Source organism: Vibrio sp. D173a (assembly GCF_030248475.1).
The window spans coordinates 1-639 of record NZ_JAHGAH010001362.1; the positions used below are offsets into that span (position 1 = coordinate 1).

Sequence of the window (639 nt, forward strand, 5' to 3'; positions counted from 1 at the left end):
TATTAATATCATGATGTTCACCAGTCACATCTAAGCTAACAAAACAGGTTTGAGAGGTGGCTCTTAGCTGATCTTCCGTAAAGTTATTAAAGAGACTAAGAGGGACATAGTAGGAGCCTCCAGTAACCACGTTCTTAGACAAATCGTCGTTTTCCCAATGTGAGAAGTACTCATTGTTACCAAAGCGATCCGTGCACGTTAGGCCTGGGATAACAAAACGATAAGTAGTATTGGCTTCTTCTATCCAAGTGTACTGTACGCCACTCCCATCATAATTAGTAGTGAGTGGGATTTGAGCTGGTTCGCCATCAAAGCTCGTCGATGCGATCACATCACCATCACGCTTCCAGCTAACCTCATAGCTTGAAGCATTAGCTGGCATATCGTACGAGTAGAGAAATCCGTACATATTAGTCAAAACAACCGGTGCACCATCGACTAATACTTCAATTTCATCGAGATTATCGACTGACATCAAACGCGTTGCGTCTTTCTCATAGTGAAGTGCAAAAACGATGGTTGAACCCGTAACAGTACTATTGGAAAAGGTTGCTTGTGCACGCAACTGTCGTGGATCATAGTTGGTGCTTGATACACCTCCAGGATCGGGAAGCCCACTCAAGTTCCCCGTACCAGAGC

Annotated in this window: 1 protein-coding gene; it reads right to left on the reverse strand. The window is 44.3% G+C overall.

Translation table 11 applies throughout. The features are described from left to right. On the reverse strand, positions 1-639 hold a 639-nt coding region (locus tag KIV40_RS33375), incomplete at both ends, for a hypothetical protein (protein WP_285353695.1).